At 64.0% G+C, this 24,274-nt stretch carries 19 protein-coding genes; 15 read left to right on the top strand and 4 right to left on the bottom strand.

Annotated features, from left to right (window positions below; translation table 11 throughout):
• Positions 1-65 precede the first annotated feature (65 nt).
• On the top strand, positions 66-905 hold the full coding sequence (locus tag ZAL01S_RS05040; RefSeq protein ID WP_244875340.1) for a DUF3097 family protein: 840 nt from the start codon (positions 66-68) through the stop codon (positions 903-905).
• Here ZAL01S_RS05040 and ZAL01S_RS05035 read toward each other — a convergent pair.
• Complete coding sequence (locus tag ZAL01S_RS05035; RefSeq protein WP_066080652.1) at positions 880-1,479, bottom strand: CDP-alcohol phosphatidyltransferase family protein; 600 nt, start codon at positions 1,477-1,479, stop codon at positions 880-882. The genes ZAL01S_RS05040 and ZAL01S_RS05035 overlap by 26 nt on opposite strands.
• An 83-nt stretch (positions 1,480-1,562) precedes the next feature.
• Between ZAL01S_RS05035 and ZAL01S_RS05030 the strand changes: the two genes are divergently transcribed.
• Genes ZAL01S_RS05030 through ZAL01S_RS05020 form a run of 3 tightly spaced genes read left to right on the top strand, consistent with a single transcriptional unit; the run spans position 1,563 to position 6,505 of the window.
• Positions 1,563-2,066 (top strand): hypothetical protein, encoded by a 504-nt coding sequence (locus ZAL01S_RS05030; protein ID WP_066080651.1) that lies wholly within the window; start codon positions 1,563-1,565, stop codon positions 2,064-2,066.
• A gap of 9 nt (positions 2,067-2,075) precedes the next feature.
• Positions 2,076-3,239 carry an exonuclease SbcCD subunit D gene (locus ZAL01S_RS05025; RefSeq protein ID WP_066080648.1) on the top strand — a complete coding sequence of 388 codons (1,164 nt, stop codon included), beginning with the start codon at positions 2,076-2,078 and terminating at the stop codon, positions 3,237-3,239.
• Positions 3,236-6,505 (top strand): AAA family ATPase, encoded by a 3,270-nt coding sequence (locus tag ZAL01S_RS05020; protein ID WP_066080645.1) that lies wholly within the window; start codon positions 3,236-3,238, stop codon positions 6,503-6,505. The genes ZAL01S_RS05025 and ZAL01S_RS05020 overlap by 4 nt, the downstream gene beginning before the upstream one ends.
• Here ZAL01S_RS05020 and ZAL01S_RS05015 read toward each other — a convergent pair whose 3' ends face one another.
• A complete protein-coding gene (locus tag ZAL01S_RS05015) occupies positions 6,506-7,681 on the bottom strand; it encodes an acetyl-CoA C-acyltransferase (RefSeq protein ID WP_066080833.1) in 1,176 nt (391 codons plus the stop codon).
• A gap of 114 nt (positions 7,682-7,795) precedes the next feature.
• Here ZAL01S_RS05015 and ZAL01S_RS10480 point away from each other — a divergent pair, with 114 nt between their 5' ends.
• The 7 genes from ZAL01S_RS10480 (at position 7,796) to ZAL01S_RS04980 (ending at position 16,197) form a co-directional block, all read left to right on the top strand.
• On the top strand, positions 7,796-8,512 hold the full coding sequence (locus tag ZAL01S_RS10480) for a MarR family transcriptional regulator (RefSeq protein ID WP_217995469.1): 717 nt from the start codon (positions 7,796-7,798) through the stop codon (positions 8,510-8,512).
• 353 nt (positions 8,513-8,865) lie between these two features.
• Positions 8,866-9,072 (top strand): cold-shock protein, encoded by a 207-nt coding sequence (locus ZAL01S_RS05005; RefSeq protein WP_066080643.1) that lies wholly within the window; start codon positions 8,866-8,868, stop codon positions 9,070-9,072.
• A gap of 131 nt (positions 9,073-9,203) precedes the next feature.
• Positions 9,204-10,265, top strand: coding sequence for a CobW family GTP-binding protein (locus ZAL01S_RS05000; protein ID WP_159421596.1), 1,062 nt, complete (start codon positions 9,204-9,206; stop codon positions 10,263-10,265).
• 314 nt (positions 10,266-10,579) lie between these two features.
• On the top strand, positions 10,580-11,920 hold the full coding sequence (locus tag ZAL01S_RS04995; RefSeq protein ID WP_066080638.1) for an MFS transporter: 1,341 nt from the start codon (positions 10,580-10,582) through the stop codon (positions 11,918-11,920).
• A 172-nt stretch (positions 11,921-12,092) separates the two neighbouring features.
• Entirely contained in the window at positions 12,093-13,487 is a 1,395-nt protein-coding gene (locus tag ZAL01S_RS04990; RefSeq protein ID WP_066080635.1) for an MFS transporter, read from the top strand.
• 89 nt (positions 13,488-13,576) lie between these two features.
• Positions 13,577-14,839: a diaminobutyrate--2-oxoglutarate transaminase gene (gene ectB / locus ZAL01S_RS04985; RefSeq protein ID WP_066080632.1), complete on the top strand. Its 1,263-nt coding sequence runs from the start codon at positions 13,577-13,579 to the stop codon at positions 14,837-14,839.
• Positions 14,840-14,994: 155 nt separating this feature from the next.
• The gene (locus ZAL01S_RS04980) at positions 14,995-16,197 is read left to right on the top strand and encodes a cobalamin-independent methionine synthase II family protein (RefSeq protein ID WP_066080629.1); all 1,203 of its coding nucleotides are present in this window, start codon (positions 14,995-14,997) and stop codon (positions 16,195-16,197) included.
• A 25-nt stretch (positions 16,198-16,222) separates the two neighbouring features.
• Here the strand turns inward: ZAL01S_RS04980 and brnQ (ZAL01S_RS04975) are convergent, their stop codons facing one another.
• On the bottom strand, positions 16,223-17,584 hold the full coding sequence (brnQ, locus tag ZAL01S_RS04975) for a branched-chain amino acid transport system II carrier protein (RefSeq protein ID WP_066080626.1): 1,362 nt from the start codon (positions 17,582-17,584) through the stop codon (positions 16,223-16,225).
• A gap of 226 nt (positions 17,585-17,810) precedes the next feature.
• Here brnQ (ZAL01S_RS04975) and trpB point away from each other — a divergent pair, with 226 nt between their 5' ends.
• Positions 17,811-18,998, top strand: a complete 1,188-nt coding sequence (gene trpB / locus ZAL01S_RS04970; RefSeq protein ID WP_066080624.1) for a tryptophan synthase subunit beta — start codon at positions 17,811-17,813, stop codon at positions 18,996-18,998.
• 9 nt (positions 18,999-19,007) lie between these two features.
• On the opposite strand, the gene brnQ (ZAL01S_RS04965) is transcribed toward trpB, so the two are convergent.
• The gene (brnQ, locus tag ZAL01S_RS04965; RefSeq protein WP_066080621.1) at positions 19,008-20,429 is read right to left on the bottom strand and encodes a branched-chain amino acid transport system II carrier protein; all 1,422 of its coding nucleotides are present in this window, start codon (positions 20,427-20,429) and stop codon (positions 19,008-19,010) included.
• Positions 20,430-20,646: 217 nt separating this feature from the next.
• Between brnQ (ZAL01S_RS04965) and ZAL01S_RS04960 the strand changes: the two genes are divergently transcribed.
• The 3 genes from ZAL01S_RS04960 to ZAL01S_RS09755 all read left to right on the top strand — a co-directional run bounded on the left by ZAL01S_RS04960 (position 20,647) and on the right by ZAL01S_RS09755 (position 24,224).
• Complete coding sequence (locus ZAL01S_RS04960) at positions 20,647-22,950, top strand: PhoX family protein (RefSeq protein WP_083523095.1); 2,304 nt, start codon at positions 20,647-20,649, stop codon at positions 22,948-22,950.
• Positions 22,951-23,041: 91 nt separating this feature from the next.
• Complete coding sequence (locus tag ZAL01S_RS04955; protein ID WP_083523079.1) at positions 23,042-23,644, top strand: putative glycolipid-binding domain-containing protein; 603 nt, start codon at positions 23,042-23,044, stop codon at positions 23,642-23,644.
• Positions 23,568-24,224: a class I SAM-dependent methyltransferase gene (locus tag ZAL01S_RS09755; protein ID WP_306301591.1), complete on the top strand. Its 657-nt coding sequence runs from the start codon at positions 23,568-23,570 to the stop codon at positions 24,222-24,224. The genes ZAL01S_RS04955 and ZAL01S_RS09755 overlap by 77 nt, the downstream gene beginning before the upstream one ends.
• Positions 24,225-24,274 lie beyond the last annotated feature (50 nt).

The following is a 24,274-nucleotide window of genomic DNA, read 5'->3' as shown; positions in this document are numbered from 1 at the left end:
ACTCATTGTGCCTGGAATCGCTGGGAATTGTCGAACCGGATTTTGGCTCATCTATGCTCGGTTCAGTGCACGACGATCGATACGATGGCGACCCGGTAGCAAAGATGCGCGCGGCACGAATGCCGCAAGAACCGCGGAAACTCCCGATCAAGCCAGGGCTTTGGCTCGAAGAAGCATCCACTGGATTCTATGGTCAGTTGGTCGGCGCAGACCGGCGGGACGTCGTGCTGCGCGATATCGACGGCATGAAGCGCACCTTCCCCTTTGACGGCGTGTTCTTCGATGAAGACGGCCCCGTGAAGCTCGCTCCCCCAGTGAAGGCACAGCCCCAAGCCCGAGCTCGCAGCCGTTCCGGCTCGTTCCACGTCGCGGATGCACCCGCCCGCGTGGCCCGCGAAGGCCGCATCTTCGTCGAGGGTCGCCACGACGCAGAGCTCGTGGAGCAGGTCTGGGGGCACGATCTCCGCGTCGACGGTGTCGTCGTCGAATATCTCGAGGGCGCCGACCACCTGGAAGAGGCCCTCGCTATGTTTAAACCGAACGAGCGTCGACGCGTGGGCGTCCTCCTTGATCACTTGGTCCCCGGCAGCAAGGAGCAGCGCATCGCGGATGCTGTTGTCGCGAAGCAGCCGGCCGGTTCCATCCTCATCGTCGGGCATCCGTACATCGACATTTGGGAGGGCGTGAAGCCTGCCCGAATTGGTCGCGATGCGTGGCCAGCCATCCCCAAGGGACAGTCGTGGAAGCATGGCGTGTGCCGCGAGCTTGGCTGGCCCGCCGAAGAGCAAGCGGATATCGCCCGCGCCTGGCAGCACATCCTGTCGCGGGTGCGTGACTACCGCGACCTCGAGCCCGCGCTTGTGGGCCGCGTCGAGGAACTCATCGACTTCGTGACGGCACCCTAGCCGGCTTCATGCCATCCGTTCGCGTGGGGTGCTCGGGCGAAGCTGAGAGATACCGCTTCGCATAGCCAAAGGCAGCCACTGCGTGAAGGAGCGTTCCGAGCACCAGCAGGCACAAGGCCGCGGTACGCAGCGTTTTGCTCGACACTTCTGGCGCAAAACTCACGATGTGCAGTGGCATCGCAATCATGAGAAGTGCGGTGCGAATCTTGCCAATCCACGTCACACGGCCTTCGCGGACACGGTGCATGCGCGCGAGGCCAATCCCGCCGAGCACGAGGTCGCAGCCGCCAATGACAGCGATGCACCACCACGGAAGATAACCCGCAACAGTGGCGGCGGCTCCAATGATGAGCACACCGAGACGGTCCGCGATGGGGTCCAGGATCTCCCCCACGCGACTCACCTGTTTGAGCACACGAGCGAGTGCGCCATCGATCCAGTCGGTCGCACCAAAGAGGGCCAGGGCGATCGTGGCGGCAAGCTCGGATCCCGGCCGCAGCAGCGCGAGCGTGAGCGGCACAAAGATGATGAGCCGCGCGAGCGAGACCGCGTTCGGGATCGTCCACCACCGCATCGGTGGATGCTCATGGGGACCCGGCATATCGCCATCCTAGGCGAGTCGATCGCCAGGCCTTGATGCGGGCGTACGATGCCGCTATGCGCCGTCTTCCTCCTCTCAGCGTGCTCCTCGCGACCATCGTCGTCCCAGCAATCTGGATTGGCATGCTCATTGCCATCGACGCGATCGAAGCGCCACTCAAGTTCACGGCCCCCGGCATCACGATCCCGCTCGGTCTCGGCATTGGGCGCCGCGTGTTCTTTGCCTTGAACGTCGCCGAAATGATCCTCGCCGTGACATGGTGCGTGCTGCTTCTCAAAGGACGGGCGCTGCGCCGTCTCGGGAAACCACTTGCCTGCGCCGCCGCGCTCTTGCTCATCAAAGTCCTCGTCATTCGTCCGTTGCTGTGGTCGTACACGGATGCCGTACTCGCTGGCACGTCAGCAGGTGGGTCGCCGGTGCACTTCCTCTACGTCGGCTGCGATCTCGTCCTGGGAGTTGTGCTGTGCTGGGCTGTGCGGCACGGCATTCGCTCGCTGGAGCTCGCTGTCGACGGCGGAGCCGCACCGCCCGCAGAATCGAATGTCGGTGGTACCTCGTAGCCTGATCGTGTGAAGCTCCTCCACACCTCCGATTGGCATATTGGCCGCACCTTCCACGGCTCCTCGACGCTCGACGCGGCGCGCACAGTCCTGCACGCGATCGCCGATCTTGCGCGCGAGAACAAGGTCGATGTCGTTCTTGTGCCGGGTGACGTGTGGGATTCGACGACACCGTCCGCCGAGGCCTATCGCGTGCTCCAGGAGGGGTTCCGGCTCATCCGCGCGGCCGGCGCACAGCTCATCGTCACGAGCGGCAACCACGATTCCGCGGTGCGCCTCGGCTATCAGGCAGAGTGGGCAGCTGCGGCCGGCGTCCACGTCATCACCGACCCGGCCCGCCTGAGCGAGCCAGTCATCCTGCATGATGAACACGGGCCCGTCGCGTTCTTCGGGGTGCCCTACCTTGAGCCGCTCATGATTCGTCACCTCGAAGGGGCCGACGAGGTTCGAACGCAGCGTCAGGCCCTCGAGTGGGCCCTCGAACGCATTCGTTCGACGGGTGCGCCAGGTGAGACTCGCAGCGTCGTGCTCGCGCACTGCTTTGCGGCGGGGCTGAGCGATGAGATTCGCGAGAGTGACTTTGAACGTGACATCACCGCAGGAGGGCTCGATGTCGTGCCGGTGAGCTGCTTCGAAGGAACCGACTACGTCGCTCTCGGACACATCCACACCCGCGCCACTCTTGCGCCGAGCGTTCGCTATTCGGGCTCGCCGTTGCATTACTCCTTCACGGAGGCAGGTCTCGACCGCGGTGCATGGCTCGTTGAGCTCGATGCCGAGGGGCTCCACGAGGTGACGTGGCTGACGCTCCCCGTGCCTCGCCAGCTCGCAGTCCTTCGCGGGACGCTTGGGGAGCTCCTCGGCGACGCATCATTCGCGAAGCACGAAGATTCCTGGGTGAAAGCGGTTCTCATCGATCCTCAACGCCCGCTCGATGCCATGCGCACGCTGCAACAGCGCTTCCCCCACTGCGCCGTCCTCGAATATGCGCCCGAGGGCGCTCCGGCTTCCTCGTCGCGCACTTCCCCCAAGCTCGTACGGCAGCTGCGCGACCCACTCCAGGTCACGCTCCGCTACCTCGAAGACGTTCGCGGTGCTGAGCCTTCACCCGAGGAAGTGGCAATCCTCAAGCGCGCCGTCGACGAGCTCACGGCAGAACGGAGTGCCCGATGAAGATGCTCACGCTCAGACTCGTCGCGTTCGGCCCGTTCCGCGACGAACAGACCATCGATTTCACGGCCTTCGACGATGAACGACTCTTCCTCATCGCTGGCCGTACGGGTGCCGGCAAGTCAAGCATCCTCGACGCGATCGTCTTTGCCCTGTTCAATCGTGTGCCGCGCAGTGCGAACGCGACTGACTGGAAGGGTGTGCGCAGCCACTACGCCGATGTCTCGGTACGCACCCGTGTCGAGCTGGAGTTCGCACATGATGGCGAGCGCTACCGTGTCACGAGAGAGCCTGAACATGAACGTCCGAAGAGCCGAGGCACCGGGACGACGACCGACAAGGCAACGGCCTCGCTCGAGCGCTGGGAGCAGGGTGCGTGGATCGGCCGCGCCCACGGGCCGCGCGATGTCGGGAAGGTGCTTGACGATCTCCTCCCCTTGAGTGCCGATGAATTCCTGCAGGTGGCCCTCCTCGCCCAGAACCAGTTCCAGGCATTCCTGCAAGCGAATTCCGCCACTCGACAAACGCTCCTCGCCCGTTTGTTCGATACGCGTGAATACCGCAACATTGGTGAGCGGATCGATGCCTGGCGCCGTGCAGCGCACGAGGAGCACGCTCAGGCACGGATGACCTTCGTCAACGAAGTCCATCAACTCGAGGCGTTCCTCACGGAGCTTGCCGATCTCGGCGGCGAGACAGAAGCCGTACTTGCCCGCCACGAGGCGCCAGAGGCTGAGGCCACGGGCGCACAGGCTGTGGAGGAAACCACTCCTCCGACCGCGATAGCGGAAGGAGCGGCTTCTTCGGACGCATCAGACTCAGACCAGGCGGCGGCCGAAGAGGCTGCTCTGGCGCTCGGCTTCAGCGCGTGGGAGCTTCGTGGCGAATCGGCACGCATCGCGGCCGTCGAGCGTGAGCGTCTGCACGGATGGCGTTCCGTCCACGAGCAGTTCGAGCGCGCCATAGCTGACGTGGAGTCGCGGCTCGAGAAGGCTCGGGCCGACGAGCGTGACGCGGAACGTGCCTTCGCTGCGCGAGCGTCGATCGCAGCAGCCGAGCAGACGCGTCGCGAACTGGAGAGTGAGCGCGATGCTCACGAGCAGCGGGTCGCTCAGCTTGAGCATGCCCGCGCGGCCCGCGAGGTACTCCCCTTTCGAAATGCCGTCGAGCGCGCCGAGCGCGGTCATGACGAAGCCATCCGGGCACGCGCCCGTCGCGAGCAGCGTCTCGTGGCGACCATTGACGCCGTCGCAGAGCTTGGGCCTCACAGCACACCGCTCAACGCCCTTGCGCGCGAAGCGATGGCGAAGCGCGACGGCACACTCACCGATCAACTCGCTGAGGCGTTGGAGCAGCTTCGCGATGAGTTCCGCGGCCGCCTGGAACTCATCACGCGCTGTCAGGAGCTTGAGCGAGAACGCGGCGAGCTTGAGGCCCGCGTCGCCGTGCTCGCTGAGCAGGCTGAAACGCGGGCCGTTGAACGCGCCTCGTTGCCTGGCACGGTCACCCGTCTCACCGCTGAGCGCGACGAGGCCGTCACGCTCGCGGCCCGGTCTGAAACGCTCACCGGGCAACTCGCCGCCGCCCGAGAACGTCACGATCTCGTGCTGAGTCTTCCCCAGGCCGAAGCACGTCGGCAAGAGCACGGCGAGAGCTACGCCGCAGCCACGCGTCGACTTGCCGAAGCCGAGGCCGCGCATGCACGAGCATTGGAGGACTACCTCGCCGGTACGGCACTCCGGCTCGCCGACAAGCTGCGAGACGGGGAACCATGCCCCGTCTGCGGCGCTACGGGACACCCGTCTCCCGCACAGGGAGACGCTGACGAGCGTGCCGTCACGGCCGACGACGTTGATGCTGCAGCGGCCTGTGTGGCAGAAGCCCGCACGGATGCAGATGCACATCGAGATGCGTTCAGCTCCGCCGAGCATGCTCTGACGACGCTGCGCGCACAGCTCGACGGCCTCGACGAGCACGCCAGCAGCACGGCCATCACCGCATTAGAGGAGGATCTTGCCCGAGCGTCGGAGGCACACGACCGCGTCGAGGTGCTCCGTGCCGAGATCGATCGCGCGACGGTCCGGCTGCAAGAACTGCACGAGGCCGAGGCTCGCGGCGACGCCGAACGAACCGCCCGTGAACAGGCCTTCCAGGCGACCACGGATCAGCTCGAGCAGCTCGTCCCACAGCTACCGGCGGAGGGTGACACCCACCCAGACGCAGCGCTCGCCGAGCTTGGCACGTTCCAGACAGTCGTTCGTGAATTCGACCGTGCCTGCCTTGCCGAATGCCAGGCCCAGCAGCGTCACGTCGACGACCGTCGAGCCTTCACTGCCGCACTCGAAGAGAGCCCCTTTGCCGATGCCGACGCGCTCGCGCAAGCTGTCATCTCACGTGAAGAGCTGTCCGAGCTCGATGCGCAGGTCACCCGCTTCCTCGAAGCGCAGGCTCGAGTGGCTGCCGTCATCGACGACGAACAGCTTCGTGCGCAGGCAGCATCCAGCACATTGGCCCCTGACGACGCTCGAGCACGGAGAGAAGCGCTTGGCCAAGAGTTGCAAGCTCAGCAGAGGCTCTTCACCCGGTTCACTGACCGACTCGAGCAGAGCGAACAACTGGGCGAGCGGCTCGATGCCCATATCCGCTCGTGTGCGGCTCAGGCGGCACGCGCCGAAGAGCTCACCCGACTCGCCCAAGACATTCGCGGCACGAGCGTGAGCGACCGCACAATGGGTCTCGAAAGCTACGTCCTCGCCGCCGAACTCAGCGACATCATCGAAGCGGCAAATGTGCGCCTCCACGAGATGAGTTCTGGCCGCTACGAGCTCCAGCACGATGGCGAACAGCACGGCGCCGCCCGCTTCGGCCTCGGCATCCAAGTGCTCGACGCGCACACTGGCCGAGCCCGTTCTGCAGCATCCCTCTCCGGCGGCGAAACTTTTCTCGCCTCGCTCGCTCTCGCGCTCGGACTCGCGGATGTCGTCTCAAGCCGCGCCGGTGGCGTGAGCCTCGACACCCTCTTCATCGACGAAGGCTTCGGCTCCCTCGATCAAGAGACACTCGCCACCGCCATGAACGTCCTCGACGAGCTCCGTCGCGGCGGACGGACAGTGGGTGTCATCTCCCACGTCACGACGATGCACGAAGCGATCCCAGCCCAGCTCGAAGTCGTTGCGACCCCGAGCGGCGAGAGCATCATCCGCCCGCCACGGTTCGGGACAGAACTCCTGCGCCCAGCGGCAGGTGGTGACTCCGAGAGCGGGAGCTAACTAGAGCGCCTCGAGCAGGATGCCGGAGCCCTGGCCGCCACCACCGCAAATGCCCGCGGCGCCGAGGCCGGTTCCGCCACCATCACGAAGTCGCAGCGCAAGGTGCCCCACAATGCGGGCGCCTGAGGCACCAATCGGATGGCCAATCGCGATCGCCCCGCCGTCTGGGTTCACGATCGCGGGATCCACGCCGAGGAGCGCCGTCGACTGCACCGCGACAGCGGCAAAGGCCTCATTGATCTCGACAAACTCGAGCTCGGCAAGATCACGCTCCGCCTTCGCGATCGCCATCTCAATCGCACGTGCCGGTTGCTCGTGCAGGGACACATCCGGCCCAGAAACACAACTCGTCGCAAGAATGCGGGCAATCCCAGCAATGCCCCGCTCCGATGCAGCCTCCTCGCTCATGAGCACGAGCGCCGCAGCTCCATCGGTCAACTGCGAAGCATTTCCGGCAGTAATCGTCCCGCTCTCAGCAAACGCGGGGCGCAAGCGGCCCAGCGATTCCGCGGTCGTGCCTGGACGCACCCCATCATCGACGGCCATCTCGACACGTTCCTTGCCACGCGGCACCGTCAACGGTGCGATCTCGCCCTCAAAACGGCCTTCGCGCTGTGCCTTCTCAAGCAGTTCATGCGAGCGCGCTGCCCACTCATCCTGTTCCTCGCGAGTGAGACCGATCTTCGCTGAGTGTTCCTCCGTCGATGCACCCATGGAGCGAGCCTCGAATGCATCTGTGAGCCCATCGTGCTCCATCGTGTCGACGAGCTCGACCGAACCAAACTTCGCGCCCTGGCGCAGCGCCGCAACGTGCGGGGCACGCGTCATCGACTCTTGACCGACGGCAATGACCACATCGGCTTCGCCCGCCCGAATCCGGCGGTCCGCATCTGCGATCGCCTCAAGCCCAGAAAGACACACGGCATTCACCGTGATAGCAGGCGACTCAAGCGGCACCCCAGCCGCAACCGCGGTCTGCCGCGCAGGATTCTGACCGGCCCCCGCCTGCAAAACCTGCCCGGCGACAACTAGCTCCACCTCGTCCGCACTCACGCCTGCATTCGCCAAGGCCGCCTTCGCCGCATGCGCGCCAAGCTCGTGCGCAGCATGATGAGCGAGTGACCCGCAGTACTTCGCAAACGGGGTCCGTGCATAACCGGCAATGATTGTCGCCACGAGGCTCTCCTTGTCGTTCGTCTCCGCCACACTGCGGGGATGCCCTTCGATGCTCGCACAGGCCAGGCTGAGGCTTCGATGTACGCAGGCGCGGTGCGGTGGGAGAATGTCTGTATGTCCACGCAGACGCCATCGGCGGCGACACCGTCCGAATCCCCAGTCGAACCTCGATGGCTCACGTCTGACGAGCTCGAACACTGGGAGCGATTCGTCGCCGTCCTCGAGCTTTTGCCCGCCGCGATTGACGCCCAGCTCAAGCGCGACGCCGGGCTCACGCATTTCGAGTACTACGTGCTCCACATGCTCGCGGAGTCCCCCGACGGTGCCATGCAGCTCAAGCGCCTCGCCGCCCGCACGAATTCCTCGCTCGCCCGCCTGTCTCGGGTTGTCTCCGGGCTTGAAGTGCGCCAGGCAGTGACGCGCCGACGCCACGACTGCGATGCCCGCGCGAGCGACGCGCTCATCACCGACGCTGGCCGCCAACTGCTGGTCTCGACGGCCCCGCAGCACGTCGCCTACGTGCGCAGCACGATCGTCGATGCCCTCACGCCGGAACAGTTTGCGACTCTCGGAGCCATCAGCGAGCAGCTCCTGGACCAGCTCGACCCGAAGCGCGAACGCTTCTACCGCGGCAAGGGTGACGATCGCACGCCACTGCCAGAGCTGTCCGCGCCAGCCCGCCGCGCCCTCGAAGCCGCAGGCATCACCTCGCTCGACGAACTTGCCGGCACGGCACGCTCCCGCATCGAAGCGCTCCATGGCGTTGGTCCCGCAGCACTTGAGCGCATCGACCGTGCCCTCGAAGCAACCGGTCTCGTTCCCCTCGCCTAGCACGCAGACTGTCCCCAGGAAACGCTTGGTAGCGATCGGCGCGCCGCCACCGAATGTCGCGTAGTGTGACACATGTTCTCGAGAGCAATCCCGAGAATATGAACTTGCCGCAGCGCGAACCGCGACACCTTCATGTTCTTCGTAAGCCCCTGAGATCGACTCGGCCCCGTCTGGGCAAGCTTTGCTTCGATCTCCGATTTGTCTGTCTCCGCTTCGGCGGTCTGCGTTTCCATGTCGTTCGCAACATCGGTGCAGTACCCGGCAGCAGCGCCTGACACGCGCACTGCGCCCATCAAACCGATGGGATCGCGTCACCGCACCGCACTGGTGCACCGATGGAAAGAGATCAACACATGGCTACTGGAATCGTGAAGTGGTTCAACGCTGAAAAGGGCTACGGCTTCATCACCCCGGATGACGGCTCGAAGGATGTCTTCGCACACTTCAGTGCAATCAACGCCACCGGCTACCGCTCGCTCGAAGAGAACCAGCGCGTTGAGTTCGAGACGACCCCCGGCCCGAAGGGCCCGCAGGCCGAGAGCATCACGCCCGTCGCGTAGTTCTCTCCCACAACGTTCACGCTGCGCCCGAGCATCTGCTCGGGCGCAGCGTCGTTATCTCCGCCGGTGTGCAGCTTCGCTCGCCGCTGACTATGCTCGTGCGCACGTCCCGAGGCAGAGTGAGAGGCACGATGACGCAACTCCGAGTCCCCGTGGTGGTGCTCTCTGGGTCGCTCGGGAGCGGCAAGACCACGATCCTCAATCATGTTCTCGCGAAGGGCGGCGGCCGCGTCGGCGTCATCATCAACGACTTCGGCGCAGTCGATGTGGACTCGCTCCTCGTCTCGGGCCACGTTGACGCAGCCCGCTCCATTTCCGGCGGATGCCTGTGCTGTCTTGCCGACACGAGCGGCCTCGACGATGCCCTCCAGTCGCTGAGCCGCCCAGAGCTGCAACTGGATGTCATCGTGCTCGAAGCATCGGGGCTTGCCGAGCCTCGACAGCTCGCGCGCATGGTCATGTCCTCACCCGTGCCGCGCGTTCGCTTCGGCGGGATCGTGGAAGTGCTTGATCTCGCCACCTTCTCGAACCACAAGGACGCCACGCTGCTGATCGCCCCAGACCGGCTCCGGGTCGCCTCCCTCATCGTGCTCAACAAGCTTGATCAGTGCGATGACGTGGACGAACTCACCCGCCGCATTCAAGCGCTCGGCGCCGAGGCTCCCCTGGTCACGGCATCCTTTGGCCGCATCGATCCCGCACTCCTTTACGATGCGAGCGCGCCTCGCGAAGACGCGCCCGACGAACTCCCCCTCGCAGCGCTGTTCGCAGAGGACGACGAGCACGAGCATCACCACCATGCGCAGTCCGTGAGCATCTGCGATCCGAGGCCCGCGCATCCTGCCCGTCTGTTGGACCTACTCTCGAGCCTTCCGGCTGGTGTCGTGCGCGCCAAGGGCATCACCTGGTTCAACGCGCCGGGGCATCGCCGCTTCGAGTTTGTTGCACAGGCCGTCGGCGGCTGGCGAGCCTTCGAGCAGCGGCCACGACCACGCGACCGCGAGCGCGAAACACGCCTCGTGCTCATCGGCGAGGACCTTGACGAGCAGGAGCTGCAACAGCTGCTCGAATCGTGCTTGGACGACCCCGCCACGGAGCGTCAAGAGCCCGACCTGTGGGGCGTCCTGCGCTACACGCTCGGTCGGCCCGACGATGGAACCGAGCCAGACGAGTTCCCAGCGCTGGATCATTAGGCTCAAGTCATCAACGGGCTTCATGAAGATCGGCCGTTTCTTCCTCAAGATGGACAAGATGATCGGCAAGGAGTTCGAACGTGGTCTCGAGCGTCTGCGCCGCACAGTGACCGAGCACGCTGCGTAGCCGAGCGATGGCTGCGCTCGCCGTGGGTGAGCGCAGCCATCGCTGTGTCGTGGGGACATGTGCCCTAGGCGAATGTGAGAGCGGCCGTTAGGATCACTTCGTTCGCCCTCGGATGCCATGAAAGCCCGCGGTGCGAGTTCTTGACCACGCCCCAGTGGCGACGTTGCCACGATGCGGAAAGGCCCCCATGACCCAAGACACCACTGCGCTGCACGCTCCCACTTCGACAGCCCGAGCCATCGGGAACACGCTGAAGGGTTCACTCGGCAACCTCATTGAGTGGTACGACGTCTACGCCTACTCGGTCTTCCAGACCTACTTCAAGGACCAGTTCTTTGCCCCGGAAGACGAGAACGCTGACATCTACATTTGGGCGGGTTTTGCGCTCACGTTCCTGGCGCGCCCACTTGGTGCCTGGTTCTTCGGCCGATTTGCTGACCGTCACGGTCGTAAGGCGTCGCTCACGCTCTCGGTGACGATCATGGCGATCGGCTCACTCGCCATTGCCATCCTCCCCACCCGCGTGGATATTGGCGTGTGGGCGGCCGTGCTCCTCATGTTCATTCGACTTGTGCAGGGCTTCGCCACCGGTGGCGAGTATGCCGCGAGCGCGACGTACATGTCGGAGGCGGCAACCGCGAACCGTCGCGGCTTCTTCTCGTCGTTCCAGTACGTGACGCTCGTTGGCGGTCACGTGCTCGCACAGCTCACGCTGCTGCTGCTCACGGCCTTCATGTCAAAGCCTGAGCTTGAGGCGTGGGGTTGGCGTATCCCGTTCTTCATTGGTGCGATTGGCGCGCTCATTGTGTTCTGGCTGCGGAAGACGATGGATGAGTCACTTTCGAGTGAGTACCTCGAGAAGGTTCGTACCGGTGTGATTACCCAGACCGGCACGGTGAAGGAACTCTTCCTGCACTACTGGAAGCCGCTGCTCGTGTGCTTCCTCTTCACCTTCGGCGGAACGGTCGCCTTCTATACGTATTCGGTCAATGGACCGGCGGTCATCAAGGCGACCTTCAAGGAAACGGATCCAATGATCGCGAACTGGATCAACCTGGCGAGCCTCACCTTCTTCATGCTCATTCAGCCGATCGGTGGCCTCATTTCGGACAAGATTGGCCGCAAGCCCGTCTTCCTTTTCTTCGGCGTCCTCGGCGTCGCGTGGACGTGGGTGGTCCTTACGTTCCTCCCGCAGCAGCAGAACGGCTGGATGGCATTCCTCATGATCTGCGTGAGCTATGTCATCCTCACCGGATACACCTCGATCAACGCCATCTTCAAGGCGGAGCTCTTTCCGGCGCACGTCCGCGCCCTCGCGGTTGGCCTTGGCTACGGTCTTGCGAACTCGATCTTTGGTGGCACCTCGCCGATGATCTACCAGCTCGCGAAGGCAAACGGGGCGACGGTGTGGTTCACGGTGTACGTGACGTTCTGTATTTCGGTGACGCTTGTGACGACGCTCGTCGTCATGCGGAACAAAGGGGAAACCCACCTCGATGTGGAGCAGGGACGCGCCTACGAGAGCTAGGCCCTTCTCCGCGAGTGCACCCCACCGAGTCAAGCGGTGGGGTGCACTCGCGGTTTCCGGGTTCTCGGGTTAGGCTGCCCCGAAGCGCACCAGCGCCTGCACCACAGGGTTGTCAATGGCGATGACCAGGCGGTGCAACGGACAATGACGACCGTCGCTCGAAGGGTCAACGATGACAACTTCTGCTGCAACCCCGCGTACCCTGCGCACGCCGCAAACTACCGGCCGGGCCATCGCCAATACGTTGAAGGGCTCGCTCGGCAATCTCGTCGAGTGGTACGACGTGTACACGTACTCCGTCTTCCAGGCGTACTTCAAGGCCAGCTTCTTTCCGAAGGATGACCCAAATTCCGATATTTGGGTGTGGGCTGGCTTTGCGGTCACGTTCCTCGCGAGGCCCCTCGGCGCCTGGTTCTTCGGCCGCTTTGCCGACCGTCGTGGCCGTCGTGCGGCGCTCACGCTCTCGGTGTCGGTGATGGCACTCGGCTCGCTCACGATCGCGCTCTTGCCGACGCGGGAGGCCATCGGCATGTGGGCTGCTGCCGCACTCATGCTGCTGCGCCTCATCCAGGGGTTCGCGACCGGCGGCGAGTACGCCTCCTCGGCGACGTACATGTCTGAGACGGCAACTGCTCGTCGACGCGGGTTCTTCTCGTCCTTCCAGTACGTAACACTTGTGGGTGGCCACGTGCTCGCACAGCTCACGCTCCTCGTCCTGCAGTCGTTCATGGGCAAGCAGGGCCTTGAGGATGGCGGCTGGCGCATCCCGTTCTTCATCGGTGCGGTTGCTGCGATGATCGTGCTGTGGCTGCGCAGCTCAATGGATGAGACGCTCTCGACGGGTTCGATCGAGGCAGTGAAGTCGGGTGCCGCTCGCGGAGCAGGTTCAGTCATCGAACTCGTGAAGCACTATTGGAAGCCGATGCTCGTCTGCTTCCTCTTCACCGCTGGCGGCACGATCGCGTTCTACACGTACTCGATCTCGGGCCCGGCGATCATCAAGTCAACGTTTCAGGATGCTGACCCGATGATCGCGAACTGGATCAACCTGGGCACGCTCACCTTCCTCATGCTGCTGCAGCCGATCGGTGGCCTCCTCTCCGACAGGCTCGGACGGAAGACCGTGTTCATGTTCTTCGGCATCACGGCGCTCGTGTGGACGCCGATCGTGATTGCGCTCCTGCCGCAGCAGACGGATCCGGCGATGGCAGCGTTCCTCATCTCCGTCAGCTACGTGTTCCTGACCGGGTACACCTCGATCAATGCCATTTTTAAGGCAGAGCTCTTCCCAGCCCATGTGCGTGCGCTCGGTGTTGGGCTCAGCTACGGCATCTCCAACTCGATCTTCGGCGGTACCGCCCCGATGCTCTACGAGTGGGCAAAGAAGGCGGACACCATCCCGGTGTTCACCGGGCTTGTCATGGCGGCGATTCTGGCGACGCTCATCACGACGATCCTCGTCATGCGCAATCGCGCGGCTTCCCACTTGGATGTCGAACAAGGACACGCCACGACGATCGGTGAGCGCGTCGATTTTGACCGCGAGGACATGCTCGTTCGGAGCTGAGTGTCGCAACAAATGTTCACCGTTCGCGGGGCTTCCGGGTCTACCCTCGTCGAGGTGGCTGCGATCGCAGCCGATCGGAAGGAGTTGCTATGCACGGTCTTGAGACCATGAACCGTATGGAGTCGGAGGTGCGCGGCTACGTTCGTGCCTTCCCGGTGGTGTTTGAACGCGCCCACGGATCAACCCTCGTTGACGAGGATGGCCGTGAGTACCTCGACTTCTTTGCCGGTGCTGGCGTGCTCAACTACGGGCACAACAACCCGGCCTTCATCGAGGCACTCCAGCAGTACCTCGCTGATGGCGGCATCATGCACGGTCTCGACATGGCGACCGTTGCCAAGCGCAACTTCCTCGAACTGCTCGACGAGAAGATCCTGAAGCCCCGCGGACTCAACTACAAGGTGCAGTTCACCGGGCCGACCGGCGCGAACGTCGTTGAGGCGGCGCTCAAGGTCGCCCGCCAGGCAACGGGCCGCTCGAACGTCGTCGCGTTTACGAACGGTTTCCACGGCCTCTCGATGGGTGCGCTCGCTGCGACCGCCAACGCGAAGTATCGCCGTGCCGGTGGCGCAACCCTCCCTGAGGTGACGCGTCTCCCCTACGACCGCTACCTCGGTGAGGATTTCGACACGCTCGACCTCTTCGAGAAGATGCTCGAGGACACTGGTTCGGGTCTTGATCTTCCGGCCGCTGTCATCGTCGAAACGATCCAGGGTGAGGGCGGCCTCAACGCCGCTCGCCCGGAGTGGCTCAAGCGCCTGCGTGAGATCACCGAGCGCCACGAGATCCTCCTCATCGTCGACGACATCCAAGCTGGTGTCGGCCGTTCGGGTAACTTCTTCTCCTTCGAAGAGTCGGGCATTGTGCCGGACCTCGTCACGGTGTCGAAGTCGTTGTCTGCTTCGGGCCTGCCGATGTCGATCCTGCTCATGAAGCCCGAGGTGGATGTCTGGGAGCCGGGTGCCCACACCGGTACCTTCCGCGGCAACAACCTCGCTTTCGTGACCGCTGCGAAGGCTCTTGAGCTGTACTGGTCGAACGACGACTTCGCAGCCGAGGTGCGCCGCAAGCACGACGTCCTCAAGACCCGTCTCTCGGCTCTTGCTACGGATTTCCCTGCCGCCGAGTTCGAGGTTCGCGGTCGCGGCCTCATGATGGGCGTCGCGAGCGTGAAGATGCCGGAGCTCGCAGGCCAGGTGTCGGCGGCAGCCTTCCAGCGTGGTCTCATCATCGAGACCTCGGGTGCCAAGGACGAGGTACTCAAGTTCCTGCCCTCGCTCACCATCACCGACGAAGAGCTCGAGCACGGCCTCGCGATCGTTCGCGAATGCCTCGAGGAGCTCGTGAAGTAACACCTCCACACACGAGCGTGGCGCCGCACCAAGCCTGGTGCGGCGCCACGCTCATTTCGTTGTGTGACGGGATGTCACCGTCCGTGACGGCTCGGCTCGCGACCGCACGGGAGCCCGGGTCAGGCTGGGAAAACCCCAAGGAAAGGACTTCCCCTATGACCGAGATTCGTACCTCCACAGCCGGCAGCCTTCCCCGCACGGATGCCCTGCTCGCGGCCAATGCCGGTCGCTCATTCGCCGATGATGGGTTCACCCTCGAGCGAAGCCCCGAACACGATGCCCTCACCCGTGCAGCCGTGGCTGATGTCGTGGAGCGCCAGCGCGCGCTCGGCATCACGTTTCCCGGCGATGGTGAGTTCGGCAAGGCGATGTCAAACCCGGTCGATTACGGGGCGTGGTGGGCGTATTCGTTCCAGCGTGTGAACGGCTTGACCCTCACCGAGTTTGACCCGTTCAACGGCCCGGCGGTGCGCTCTGAACCGGGCAACATTCGTCTCACGACAATGGCGGACCGCCGCGACCGCGAGCGCTTCCCGCGCGTGTACGCTGACCCGACGAGCGGGGCCGTGCACGGCAAGAAGGCGACGGGGATTCCCTCCACGACGAGCGCGCTGAGCTACCGCGGGCACGACGCCGTCGCGAACGACATCGCGAACCTCAAGGCTGCACTCAACGACAACGAGGAGGGTTTCCTCACCGCGATCGCGCCCGCATCCGCATCCCGCATCCGGAACGAGTTCTACGCGAACGACGATGAACACCTGCACGCCTGGGTGGAGGCACTCCGCCCAGAATACGAGGCGATCGTCAACGCCGGGCTCACGCTTCAGCTCGATGATCCGTACCTCGCGGAAAGCTGGGACCAGATCAACCCGGAACCCAGCGTTGCCGACTATCAGGCGTTCATTTCGAGCCGTGTTGAGGCACTCAATGAAGCGCTCAAGGGGCTTCCGAAGGAGCAGCTGCGTCTCCACCTGTGTTGGGGCTCGTGGCATGGACCTCACACAACTGACATCGAGATTCGACACATTCTGCCCGTCATTTTGAAGGCCAACGTCGGTCAGATCTCGTTCGAAGCGGGCAACGTTCGCCACGAACACGAATGGGTGCACTGGCACGAGGCGAAGCACCTTATTCCCGATGATCTCGTCCTCGTACCCGGGGTCGTCTCACACGCCACCAACGTCGTCGAGCATCCCGATCTCGTGGCGCAGCGGCTGCGTCATTTCACGGAGCTTGTCGGCAAGGATCGCGTCTTTGCTGCCACAGACTGCGGTCTCGGCGGCCGAATCCACCCGGATATCGCCTGGGCGAAACTCGAATCGCTCGGTGAGGGCGCCCAACGGGCCAACAAGTAAGGGAGCCGGATGGCCGGCGGTTGCGCTAGGCAGCCGCCGGCTTCTTCGTGCCCGAAGCGAAGGCGATCACAAGCGACACCGCGAGGGCGAGGAGCGCTGGCGCGACCCATCCGAAGCCGAGCTCGTAGCCGGGCAGAACTGCCTTGCACACCTCAACAAGCGACGAGAGGCCTGGGACGTCTGGTGCGAGCTGTGCGATGTCGAGTAGGGAGGCAAGCGCCGTCACCGTGATCGTCACGACGTACACGAGTCGCTTGCGGGCGACGACAGGACCAAGGAGCGCGAGCACGATGAGCATGATCGCAATCGGGTAGAGGAATCTCAGCACCGGCACCGCGGCGCCAATGATCATGTCGAGACCAACGTTCGCGAGAGCGCAGGAAATGACGCTAAAGACGATGACCCACGCTCGTTGTGAGAGCGCCTTCGGGAACATCTCGGCGAACATCTCCGAGCAGGCCGTCACCAGCCCAATCGCGGTCTTCAGGCAGGCGACGAGCATGATGGCGGCAGCCAGCGCCATACCGATGGCACCGTAGTAGTGGTTCGCGGTCGTCGAGAGCACCACAGCGCCGTTGACGTCGCGGCTTTCAAGTCCCGTCGCGGTGGCACCCATGTAGGCAAGCGATGAGTAGATGATCGCCATGAGCAGGGCCGCAATGAGCCCGCCCTTGGTCACCGCAGTGGCCATCCTCTTCGGGTCAGTCACGCCACGCTGGCGGACGGCTTCAAGGATGACGATGGAGAACGCGAGCGAGGCGAGCGCATCCATCGTGTTGTAGCCGTCGAGCAGGCCCTGTGCGAAGGGCTGGCTCGCGTAGTCACCGATCGGCGACTCGGAAGCTGCGCCCATGGGTGCGACGAAGGCGGCGATGAGCACCGCAGAGAGGAGGACGATGAACAGCGGCGTGAGGTACTTGCCGACGTAGTCCATGAGCTTGCCCGGGCGAAGTGCCGCTGCCGTGACAAGACCAAAGAACACGAGGCTGAAGAGGAACAGCCCCCATCCTCCGAAGCCCTCCGGCAGGAGGTTCGAGAAGCCCATCTCGTAGGAGACCGTTGCGGTACGGGGCACGGCAAAGAACGGGCCGATCGTCAGGTAGAGCGCGGCGGTGAAGAACACCGCGAAGCCCGGGCTCACTCGGGAGGCAAGCTCGTGCAGGCTTCGCGTCTCTGATCGTGCTGCAGCAATGACACCGATGATGGGCAGGCCCACCGCGGTGAGGAGGAAGCCAAGCGTCGTCCACATCGTCGCAGAACCGGACTGCACACCAAGGCTTGCCGGGAAGATGAGGTTTCCCGCGCCAAAGAAGAGTCCAAAGGTGAGCGATGCAACCAGCAGCGTCAGGCCGGAGCCTGCCTGCTTCTCTCGGGTGGTAGACGACATGACTCCTATTGTCCCGCGCATTCACGCACATAACGACATCCCGCACGTGTTCCTGTACCAAGGGGCCAGGAACATGCGCTACGCTTCGTGACATGTCACGCAACGCAATGCAGAGCTGGTGGGCCGCCTAAGGGCGGACCCCTCTTGTTGCTGACGCACACGAGCCGCCCGAAGGGGCGGCTTTTCTTGTGTCTCTTCGGGAACGACACCACCGAAAGGACACACCATGACCGAACAGCAGGCCCCCGGATTCTTCGGCAACTACGGCGGATCTTTCCTCCCGCCCCACCTTGTGGAGCCGATGCGCGAAGTTGCCATCGCCTACGAGGAAGCCCGCCAAGACTCGACGTTCCTCGAGGACTACCAGGCGCTGCTCTCGCGCTACGTCGGCCGCCCCTCGCTCCTCTACCGCGCTGACCGTCTGAGCGAGCACGTCGGTGGTGCCCGCATCTACATGAAGCGCGAGGACCTCAACCACACCGGATCGCACAAGATCAACCACTGTCTCGGCGAGGCGCTCCTCGCGAAGCGCATGGGGAAGACGAAGCTCATTGCCGAGACCGGTGCGGGCCAGCACGGTGTTGCCCTCGCCACTGCTGCGGCGCTCCTTGGCCTTGAGTGCGAGATCCACATGGGTGCGATTGACGTTGCCAAGCAGCACCCGAACGTGGTGCGCATGAACATGCTCGGCGCGAAGGTTGTCTCGGTTGAGGAAGGCGGTGCCTCGCTCAAGGAAGCTGTCGATTCTGCGTTTGCAACCTTCGCGGCATGTCCCGAGGAGTATCTCTTTGCGATCGGCTCCGTGGTCGGTCCGCACCCCTACCCGAGCATGGTGCGTGATTTCCAGAGCGTCGTCGGCCGCGAGGCCCGCGCGCAGTTCCTCGAAGCAGAGGGACGTCTTCCGGATGCGGCTGTCGCGTGCGTCGGCGGCGGTTCGAACGCGATGGGCCTGTTCAGCGGGTTCCTCGAGGACCAATCGGTGCAGCTGTACGGCGTCGAGCCGGGTGGTGAGGGCCTTGACACGGCACGCCACGCCGCCACGATGTCGCTGGGCACGCCTGGCACGCTCCACGGCATGGCGACGCGAGTGCTGCAGACTGCGGACGGCGAGCCAGCACCCGTCCACTCGATCGCATCGGGGCTTGACTACCCGGGCGTCGGCCCGCAGCACGTCTACCTCAATGAGACGGGCCGGGCACACTACGTGGCCGTGACGGACGAGCAGACGCTTGAGGCGTTCCAGACGCTCACGCGATGCGAGGGCATCCTGCCCGCGCTCGAGAGCTCGCACGCGGTCGCCTACGGCTGCTTGCTCGCGCGCGAGCTAGGGCCTGAAGCCGCCATCATCGTGAACCTGTCGGGCCGCGGTGACAAGGACGTCGACTACGTCGCCGAGGTCCTCGCCACCCGCTAGGCAGCTTCGCTACGGGCGCTGCGGCTCGTCTGCCGTGGCACCCGTCACGTTGCGACGCGCAAGCATCCGCTCAACGAGAGTCCCGATGGCCATGCCGAGTACCGACGGCAGGATCCATCCGAGGCCGAGCTCGTAGCCCGGCATGATCGCCTTGGCGACGCCCGTCACGGCATCCACGAGCGGACCGCTCGGCAGCAGCTGCACGAGGTCGAGGAGCGAGGCGATCACCGTGACGATGATCGTGACGCGGTATGAGATGGCACCCGAGGCAATCTTGTCTCCGAGGAGCGCCAGCACCACGAAGACGATCGTGAGCGGGTAGAGGAAGCGCAGCACCGGCAGGGATGCGGCAATGATCACGTCGAGGCCGACATTCGCGACGAGCACCGACACGATGAGAAAGACCGCGACCCACTGACGCTGGGTGAGGGCACGAGGGAACATTTTCGTGAAGGTTTCCGAGCCTGCCGTGATGAGACCAATGGACGTCTTCAAACAGGCGACGAGCATGATGGCGCCCGCGAGCGCCGAGCCGATCGCGCCGTAGTAGTGGTTGGAGACGAGCCTCAGAATCGTCGCACCGTTCGCGCCGGGTGCGGCGAGCGCGCTGGCCGTTGCGCCCATGTAGCCAAGCGCGAGGCAGAGGATCGCCATCGTGATCGCCGCGACGATGCCGCCGCCGGTCACCGTCGCCGCAATCTTCTTCTGCTCGGTGACGCCGCGTCGGCGGACGGCATCGATGATGACGATCGCGAAAAGCATCGCGCCGAGTGCGTCCATGGTGTTGTAACCGCCGATAATGCCGGTCACGAAGGGATGCTCGGACGCGGATGCCGTGGGCTCGGGCAGGGTCGTGGTCATGGGTACGACGACTGCCGCAATGAGCACTGCTGCGAGCAGCACAAGAAACAGCGGCGTCAGGAACTTGCCGACGTAGTCCATGATCTTGCCGGGCCGGAACGCTGCGAGGGCGACGAGCGCGAAGAACACGACGGTGAAGATTGCGAGAGCATACGGTGCTGCATCCTTCGGAACGAGTGCCCCGACTGTCATCTCGTACGACACCGTGGCGGTGCGCGGCACGGCAAAGAACGGTCCGATTGTGAGGAACAGTGCCGAGCAGAACACGAGCGAGAAGCGCCGGCTCACTCGTCCGGACAAGCCCACGATGTCGTTCGGGGCGATGCGGGCTGCAGCAATCGTGCCGAGAACGGGAAGACCAACCGCCGTCAGCAGAAAGCCGATGAGGGTGACCCACATGGCAGCGCCGGCGTCGTGACCGAGGCTCACGGGGAAGATCAGGTTTCCGGCACCGAAGAAGAGCCCGAAGATGAGCGATCCGGTGAGCAGGCTGTTCGTGAGGAACGTCTTGGGCCCTCGCTCGGAGGGGGTTGTCGACGTCGCGTCGTCGACCGCAGCAGCAGATGGCATTGGCCTATTCTCACGCGCCGCCCGTTGTGGCGCACGTTTTTTGTGCCCGCCACGCCGAAGGCATTGTTATCAAGCGGCAACCTAACGTTCAATTTGCGGCGAGGGTTTCGCAAATTCACGGTCTTCGTCGTCAGGGATGCTTGCGCGGCAGTCAGTCTGAACCCCATCTGCCCGGAACCCTGAGGAGTACGACGTGACCGATGTGAACCCTCGCCGCATGCTGCCCATGGCGGACTATGTCCGCGGTAAGCGCAGCCCGGTGACCTGCCAGCTCAAGTGCGCCAACCAGTGCCTCGGCGAGGTGTGCAATACCTCGGACAACGGCTACTTCCGTGACATCGCTGGTGCGGCGATCTCTCGTCGCGCCGCCCTCGGTCTCGGTGCTGGCGGCGTGTTTGGTGCTGTCGCGCTCAGCATGTTCGGTGGCCCGCGCCGTGTGGAGGCGGCATCGCCGCTCATGGCTCAGAGCGCCCAGACCGACCCGAACATGCCGTTCACGCGCATCGACCCGGTCCACTTCGAGACGGACGAGCTCACGGTCCCCGAGACCTTCGCGTGGGTGCCGCTCATCCGTTGGGGCGACCCGCTCTTCGCGGACAGCCCGACGTTCGACTCCATGAACCAGACCGCTCAGGCTCAGGCGAAGCAGTTCGGTTACAACTGCGACTACACGGACGTCATCCGCCTCGACGACCTCAACGCGCTCCTCGTCGTGAACCACGAGTACACGAACGAGAACATCATGTTCCCGGCTGACCAGCTCGCGAACGACCTCGACCGCGTGCGCAGCGTCGGTCGCGCAGCACACGGCTTCTCGGTCGTCGAGCTCAAGCGTCCGCGCGTTGACGCTCCGTGGGAGGTCGTCGTTGGTGGCGCGAAGAACCGCCGCTTCACGACCGACGAGACCGAGTTCGTCTTCACCGGCCCGGCTGCTGGTTCGGACCTCCTCAAGACGGTTGAGGGCGACAAGGTGCGCGGAACGCTCGGCAACTGCTCCGGTGGCACAACCCCGTGGGGTACCGTCCTCTCGGGTGAAGAGAACTTCCACAGCTACTTCCGCAGCGCTGGCACCTCGGCAACCGACAAGCGTTACGGCCTTGCCGACGCGGAGACGGTTCGCGGCTGGGAGCACCAGGACCCGCGCTTCGACGCCCGCAACGCTGGCTACGAGAACGAAATCAACCGCTTCGGTTGGATCGTCGAAATCGACCCGATGGACCCGACCTCGACCCCGCGCAAGCACACCTCGCTCGGCCGCTTCAAGCACGAGGGTGCCAACATCCGCGTCGACGAGAACAACGCAGTTGCTGCCTACTCGGGTGACGACGAGCGTTTCGACTACCTCTACAAGTTCGTTTCGGCGAACAAGTACGTCGAGGGTGACCGCGCGCACAACCTCACGCTTCTGGAGAAGGGCAGCCTCTACGTCGCGAAGTTCACGGGCAACTCGCCTGCCGCCGAGATCGACGGCTCCGGCAAGCTCCCCTCGGACGGCGCCTTCGACGGCACCGGCGAGTGGCTCCCGCTCATGGTGAACGGCAAGTCGGTTGTGGACGGGTTCTCGGACGTCGAGGTGCTTGTGTACACGCGTCTTGCCGCTGACAAGGTGGGCGCAACGAAGATGGACCGTTGCGAGGACGTCCAGCCCTCGCCGACCACGGGCAAGGTGTACGTCGCCTGCACGAACAACTCGAAGCGTGGCGCGGATGGCAAGGCCGCCGCGGACGAGGCGAACCCGCGCACTGACAACCGCGACGGCCACATCATCGAGATCACCGAGAACGGTGACCGTGCTGACGCGACGATGTTCCGCTGGAACATTCTTATCGTTGCCGGTGACGTTGCACAGGGCGACGCCACCTACTTCTCGGGCTACCCGGCCGACAAGGTCTCGCCGATTTCCTGCCCCGACAACCTCGCCTTCGACTCGCAGGGCAACCTCTGGATCTCGACCGACGGTGCTCCCGATGGCATCGGTTACAACGACGGTCTGTTCCGTGTCGGTCTTGAAGGCACCGAGCGTGGTCTCGTCGAGCAGTTCCTCTCGGTGCCGCGCGACGCGGAGACCTGTGGCCCGGTCGTCCACGACGACGAGAAGCACGTCTTCGTCGCAGTGCAGCACCCGGGTGAGGAGGGCACTTTCGAGGAGCCGCACTCCTACTTCCCCGACTACGCTGCGAACGGCGCCCGTTCGATCACGAGCGAGCCGAATGCCACGAACTTCGCTGGGCCGCGTCCGACGGTTGTTCAGGTACTCCCGGCCGTTGAGCTCCAGCCGCAGCCGACCGAGACTGCGACTGCCGCTCCGACCGCAGCCCCGACGAGCACCGAGACTGCCTCGGCTGCCCCGACCGCTTCGGCAACGCCGGCTGCTGGCGACGGCAGCCTCAGCTCGACCGGTGTTGACGCGAATGCAGGCAGCGCTCTCGCTGGTGCCGCAGCTGCCCTCGGTGCAGGTGCTGCACTGTTCCTCGCTCGCCGCGACCGCGGCCTGAAGGGCGACCTCGAGCAGGACGCGTAAGGCTCCACCGAGGCGGGTCCGGTCCAGAAGTTTCACTTCTGGACCGGACCCGCCTCGGTGTCCTCCGTTCATCGTCTGTTACCTTCCCGGCATGACGGCACATTATGAGTGGGAGCTCACCGAGGAACCTCAAGCCAGTGTCACCGCTGATGTCCTCTGGCAGATCAACTCCTTCGCAGCCAGCGGCACGCATCGCGCACATCGCTATACCGCCACATGGCAACTCGATCTTGCTGAGGATTGGGTGACCCGCTCCCTTGAGATCGTTACCACCGGCAGCGGATGGAACCGTCATCTCGCGCTGACACGCGATGACAACGGGCATTGGCACGATGACGTCGGAATGATCGGTGAGCAGCCAACGGCACTCGGAGCTCCTGGTATCGCCGATGATGTAGATCTCAGCCAGGCCCTCGATTGCGACCTCGGATTGTGCCCACTCACGAATACGATGCCGATTCGACGACTCGGCCTTCACACGCAGCCACACGCTGTGCAGCCGCTCATCATGGCGTGGGTCGAGGTACCGTCGTTGCGTGTTATTGCCTCCGACCAGTACTACGGTTCGCCGTCTGTCGATGGCCTCGTGACGTACGCCAGTGGCACTCGGCAGGTAAATGTACAGCTCAAAGTGGACCGGCAGGGCGTTGTGCTTGACTATCCCGGCCTCGCGAAGCGGACTTCGGATGCGTGAGGTCTCCGAAGCTTATGGGCGACGCAGCGACGAGTATGTTCGGGCGCTCGGTTCTCTGGACAGCACGCATGCTGAAGATCAGAAGCTTATTTCACGTTGGGGACGCCAGATCAAGGGTCCAATCATTGACGTCGGGTGCGGCCCCGGCCATTGGACCGAGTTCCTGACCGCCCAGGGTTGCAACGTTCGGGGTATTGACCCGACCGTTGAATTCATTACTTCAGCTCGGCAGCGATTCTCACAATGCCGTTTCGCTCTCGGCAGCGCTGAGTCCTTGCCAGCAAACTCAGCGATGGGAATCCTGGCTTGGTACTCCCTCATCCATCACGATCCAGTGCGCCTCGACATAGCGCTGCAGAGCTGCCATGCCGCGCTATCACCCGGCGGTAGCTTCCTCGTTGGGTTCTTTACCGCACCGGCCCACGCCCCTTTTTCACACGCTGTAACGACCGCATATTTCTGGCCTTTGAACGAGTTCGTCTCATGTATCGAGCATGTGGGATTCACTGTCTTGGAGACACATGAGCGTCACGACACGACGTCACGCCCGCACGGTGCGATCGTGGCACAACGTTCGTGACGGGCTCATTCCGTGGAAACGACAAAAGCCGCTGGTTTCCCAGCGGCTTT

It is taken from the genome of [Zimmermannella] alba NBRC 15616 (genome assembly GCF_001570905.1).
Classification (GTDB): Bacteria; Actinomycetota; Actinomycetes; order Actinomycetales; family Microbacteriaceae; genus Pseudoclavibacter; species Pseudoclavibacter albus.
This window is presented reverse-complemented; position numbering and strand designations above follow the sequence as displayed.

Coding starts and splice junctions, on each gene's coding strand:
- brnQ (WP_066080621.1), bottom strand. CDS start 20,429: ATGCCATCTGCTGCTGCGGTCGACGACGCGACGTCGACAACCCCCTCC.
- ZAL01S_RS04990 (WP_066080635.1), top strand. CDS start 12,093: ATGACAACTTCTGCTGCAACCCCGCGTACCCTGCGCACGCCGCAAACT.
- ZAL01S_RS05005 (WP_066080643.1), top strand. CDS start 8,866: ATGGCTACTGGAATCGTGAAGTGGTTCAACGCTGAAAAGGGCTACGGC.
- brnQ (WP_066080626.1), bottom strand. CDS start 17,584: ATGTCGTCTACCACCCGAGAGAAGCAGGCAGGCTCCGGCCTGACGCTG.
- trpB (WP_066080624.1), top strand. CDS start 17,811: ATGACCGAACAGCAGGCCCCCGGATTCTTCGGCAACTACGGCGGATCT.
- ZAL01S_RS04960 (WP_083523095.1), top strand. CDS start 20,647: ATGCTGCCCATGGCGGACTATGTCCGCGGTAAGCGCAGCCCGGTGACC.
- ectB (WP_066080632.1), top strand. CDS start 13,577: ATGCACGGTCTTGAGACCATGAACCGTATGGAGTCGGAGGTGCGCGGC.
- ZAL01S_RS05020 (WP_066080645.1), top strand. CDS start 3,236: ATGAAGATGCTCACGCTCAGACTCGTCGCGTTCGGCCCGTTCCGCGAC.
- ZAL01S_RS09755 (WP_306301591.1), top strand. CDS start 23,568: ATGTACAGCTCAAAGTGGACCGGCAGGGCGTTGTGCTTGACTATCCCG.
- ZAL01S_RS04995 (WP_066080638.1), top strand. CDS start 10,580: ATGACCCAAGACACCACTGCGCTGCACGCTCCCACTTCGACAGCCCGA.
- ZAL01S_RS05035 (WP_066080652.1), bottom strand. CDS start 1,479: ATGCGGTGGTGGACGATCCCGAACGCGGTCTCGCTCGCGCGGCTCATC.
- ZAL01S_RS10480 (WP_217995469.1), top strand. CDS start 7,796: ATGTCCACGCAGACGCCATCGGCGGCGACACCGTCCGAATCCCCAGTC.
- ZAL01S_RS05000 (WP_159421596.1), top strand. CDS start 9,204: ATGACGCAACTCCGAGTCCCCGTGGTGGTGCTCTCTGGGTCGCTCGGG.
- ZAL01S_RS04980 (WP_066080629.1), top strand. CDS start 14,995: ATGACCGAGATTCGTACCTCCACAGCCGGCAGCCTTCCCCGCACGGAT.
- ZAL01S_RS04955 (WP_083523079.1), top strand. CDS start 23,042: ATGACGGCACATTATGAGTGGGAGCTCACCGAGGAACCTCAAGCCAGT.
- ZAL01S_RS05030 (WP_066080651.1), top strand. CDS start 1,563: ATGCGCCGTCTTCCTCCTCTCAGCGTGCTCCTCGCGACCATCGTCGTC.